Source organism: Oleiphilus sp. HI0132, assembly GCF_001635845.1.
The window spans coordinates 1-4,031 of the sequence record NZ_LWGJ01001225.1 but is presented as its reverse complement, the minus strand read 5'-3'; the positions used below and the strand labels follow the sequence as shown (position 1 = coordinate 4,031).

Here is a 4,031-nt window from a genome sequence, read left to right as displayed (position 1 = left end):
ACGATGGCACCACCGCCATTTTTCTTCATCAATTTGCCTGCAGCGACTGACATAAAAAAGTAACCACGGATATTTACATCAACAGTTTTATCATAGGCCGCTAGGTCTGTATCAAGAATATGGCCAAAGTATGGGTTGGCTGCTGCATTGTTAACTAGAATATCGAGCTTGCCGTGCTTGCTTTCGATATGAGCAAAGCATGATTCAATCTGCCCCATATCACCGACATGGCATGCTAAGGCTTCAGCGGAACCACCCGCCTCAGTAATCGCATCGGCAACCAACTGGCAGTCATCTACCTTGCGGCTTGAAACAATAACGTGTGCGCCCTGCTCTGCTAATAGCTTCGCAATCGCTTCACCGATACCACGACTTGCGCCCGTTACCAGTGCAACTTTTCCTGTTAGATCAAATAAATTTGTAGCCATGTTTTTACCTATTAGTTCTAGAAAATATTTAAACACTAAGCACTTAAACCACCGAGAATACAGAGCGCTTCGCGTCACAGAGAAAAGATAAACACTCAACCTAAGTTCTAATACCTTCTCTGTGGAGGCCGCAGGCCGCTCGGTGTGCTCTGTGGTGGAATCAATCGAGTCTGACCCCTTTGATTAACCATATTACTCCGCTACCACAACAACCTTACCTTTAACCTCTCGGTTAAAGACTTTGGCTAATGCCTCTTTTGTGTTTGCTAAAGTAAAGACTTCATCGGTGACAACCGATACTTTGCCATCTTTATGCCAGGCAAAAAGCTCCTGCATATTTTGCAGGAAGACCATAGGTTCATGCATGACGAAGCTGCCCCAAAATACACCTATCACACTGTATTCTTTCACCAAGGCGAGATTAACTGGTAGCTTGGGAATGGTGCCTGATGCAAAGCCGATGACAAGCAAACGACCATTGCGAGCCATCGCTCTTGTGCAAGCATCAAATGCCTCGCCACCAACCGGATCGTAAACGACATCTACGCCCTTGCCTTTTGTCAGATCTTTTAGCGCTTGCTTGAGATCTTGTTCCTTATAGTTAACCAGCTCATCGGCACCTTGTTCCTTGGCGATTTCTAGCTTATCTTGAGAGGAACACACTGCAATAACCTTGGCCCCCATCGCCTTGCCGATTTGCACGGCAGCTAAGCCTGTTCCGCCTGCTGCACCCAGCACGACTAGCGTTTCACCTGACTTCAATCGAGCGCGTTGCTTTAAGGCATGATGAGCCGTGCCATGAGCACACATGATATTGGCGGCATCAATATCATTCATCTCATCGGGAATAGGCATGACTAACTTTGAATTAACAACCGCCTGCTCAGCAAAGCCTCCATATTTTTGGCTGCTACAGATTAGTCGCTGGCCAACCTTCAAGTGCTTAACCCCTTCGCCAAGCGATTCCACCTCGCCACAAAATTCCATACCGGGTATAAAGGGGCGCTCAGGTTGAACTTGATACAAGCCTTGCACTAAAAGGCCATCAGGGAAGTTAACGCCTGTCGCTTTAACGTTAATACGAACTTCGCCTTTAGCCGGCTCAGGCGCTTCGACGTCTTTAAATACCAAGGTATCTATAGGACCAAACTCTTCACATACGATTGCTTTCATTTATATTTCCTAATTTTGGAAAATCTATTTGTAGGCAGAGGGGTCAACCCCGTGCTAGTCCGCTAGCGAGCCATGTAAGGCTCTGCCTACATTAGCTTTCTTCTTTAATCACGGCCAACGCGCCCATTGCCAGAAGTGGCACATAAGCTCCGACTTTACCGGCCTGTTTACTGGAAGCGTTTCCGTCTAATGCTCGTTTCGCGACGCCTTGTGCGATCGCGGCTAAACGGAAGAAGCTAAAGGCTAGATAGAATGCCCAGTGATCAATCTTGTCGATTCCCATACGTTTGCAATATCGTGCAACATATTCTTTTTCAGTTGGAATACCTAGGCTTGTGCGATCAATACCTGCTAACCCACTCATTTGACCCGGCTTCTTTTGCCCGCCGCTAGCAGGCATACGCAACTGCATACATTGGTATGCCAAGTCTGCAAAAGGATGACCCAATGTAGACAACTCCCAATCTAATACGGCCAAAATACTAACTTCACCAGACTGCAAAGCGGCACTTGAAAACATCATATTGTCGAGGCGATAGTCACCGTGAACTAAGGAAACACGGCCGTCATCTTCGGGCAGATTTTCTTCTAACCATGCGATCAATTGATCCATTGCTGGAATCGGCTTAATTTCAGATGCTTTATATTGCTGACTCCAGCGAGATAGTTGGCGCTCAAAATAGTTCCCTGGCTTGCCATAATCACTCAATCCTGCACTGTCTAAATCGACACTATGAATCGCAGCTAGTACATCGCCCATTTGCTCGTATGCGGCGCTTCGCATTTCATTTGACGCTAGTTCTGGCAAGGCGGCATCCCAGAAGATACTGCCTGCGCAATACTCCATTACGTAGAACATGGAGCCGATAATTTCCCGGTCTTCACATAGGTGATACATGCGAGGCACCGGTACGTCAGAATCTGCTAGCGCTTGATAGACTCGAAACTCTCTGTCGACTGCATGAGCAGATTTGAGCAGTTTGCCTGGAGGCTGCCTTCTTAGAACAAAGTCCCCCGAAGGAGAAGACAGCTTGAAAGTCGGGTTTGACTGCCCCCCCTCAAATTTTGTTGCTTTAATCGGCCCAGAAAAGCCTTCGATATTGTCTGCAAGGTAAGCAGCTAGCTTAACAACATCGAGCTCATCAACATTTGTTTTTATATCCGACATACCTTCTCCTAAGCCTTACGCATCTTCATCATTTGCATTGCAGAATACCCTGCTGAGACACCACGACCAAGCTGCATCATATGAACCTGATCTGGCCCATCCGCTAGACGAATAATACGTGCCATTTGATATGCATCAGATAAGAAGAAGTCTTGGCTTAAACCTGCTGCGCCATGTATCTGAATCGCTCGATCAATTACCGTACAGGCCATTTGTGGCGCAACGATCTTGATCATGGCGATCAGGTCTTTTGCCCCTTTGTTGCCGTGTGAGTCCATTTTTGCAGCCGCTTTTAAGGTAAGCAAGCGCGCTTGTTCGATCTCGCAGTAGGACTTGGCAATGTCTTCACGCACCGAACCCTGCTTGCTCAGTGGCTTACCAAATACGACACGTTCTTCAGCTCTGACACACATTAACTCAAGTGCACGCTGTGCGGCTCCGATTAAACGCATGCAGTGGTGAATTCTACCGGGGCCTAAACGCCCTTGAGCAATTTCAAATCCACGCCCCTCACCTAGCAGTATATTCTCGGCAGGTACACGCACATTTTCGAATAAAATTTCTGCGTGACCTTCTGGCGCATCGTCATTACCGAATACTTGCATCGGTCGAACGACGGTGACACCCGGCGTGTTCATCGGTACGAGTATCATTGATTGTTGTAGGTGACGATTTTCGTTGTCCGGGTCTGTTTTGCCCATCACGATGAGTATTTCGCAACGCGGATCACACGCACCCGAGATATACCATTTACGACCATTAATGACGTAGTCTTCGCCGTCACGCGTAATAAGAGTCTGAATATTTGTTGCATCAGAGGAGGCTACATCGGGCTCAGTCATGGCAAAAGCAGAGCGAATCTCGCCTTCAAGCAAAGGTTGTAGCCATTTTTCTTTTTGCGCTTCAGTACCATAACGAACGAGTACTTCCATATTGCCTGTGTCGGGGGCGCTGCAATTAAATATTTCACTGGCAAAACGTGTCCGCCCCATGACTTCAGCCAGAGGCGCATATTCCAGGTTGCTTAAACCGTAGCCATAATCACTATCAGGCAAAAACAAATTCCATAAGCCCTGCTCTTTTGCGAGCGCTTTTAAGTCTTCAATTTGCTGAGGAATCTGCCACCTATCTTCGGCATTTTCGATAGTCTCTTTTATCTCTTGCTCAATTGGGTACAAATATTTTTCCAGAAAACTTGCCACTTCCTGAGTCAGATCTAGTACCTTCTGCGAGTATTCGAAATTCATATTTCACCTTTGTTA

At 47.0% G+C, this 4,031-nt stretch carries 4 protein-coding genes; all 4 read right to left on the bottom strand.

Translation table 11 applies throughout. The annotated features are described in order from the left end of the window. Window positions 1–428 (bottom strand): SDR family NAD(P)-dependent oxidoreductase (locus A3766_RS17965; protein ID WP_156508958.1); only part of this gene is annotated, 428 nt, incomplete at its 3' end. Between the two features lie 192 nt (window positions 429–620). Next, a complete protein-coding gene (locus A3766_RS17960) occupies window positions 621–1,601 on the bottom strand; it encodes an NADPH:quinone oxidoreductase family protein (RefSeq protein WP_068506707.1) in 981 nt (326 codons plus the stop codon). A 91-nt stretch (window positions 1,602–1,692) separates the two neighbouring features. Then, window positions 1,693–2,769, bottom strand: a complete 1,077-nt coding sequence (locus tag A3766_RS17955) for a phosphotransferase family protein (RefSeq protein WP_068506709.1) — start codon at window positions 2,767–2,769, stop codon at window positions 1,693–1,695. Between the two features lie 8 nt (window positions 2,770–2,777). After that, window positions 2,778–4,016, bottom strand: a complete 1,239-nt coding sequence (locus tag A3766_RS17950) for an acyl-CoA dehydrogenase family protein (RefSeq protein ID WP_068506712.1) — start codon at window positions 4,014–4,016, stop codon at window positions 2,778–2,780. Window positions 4,017–4,031: the final 15 nt, after the last annotated feature.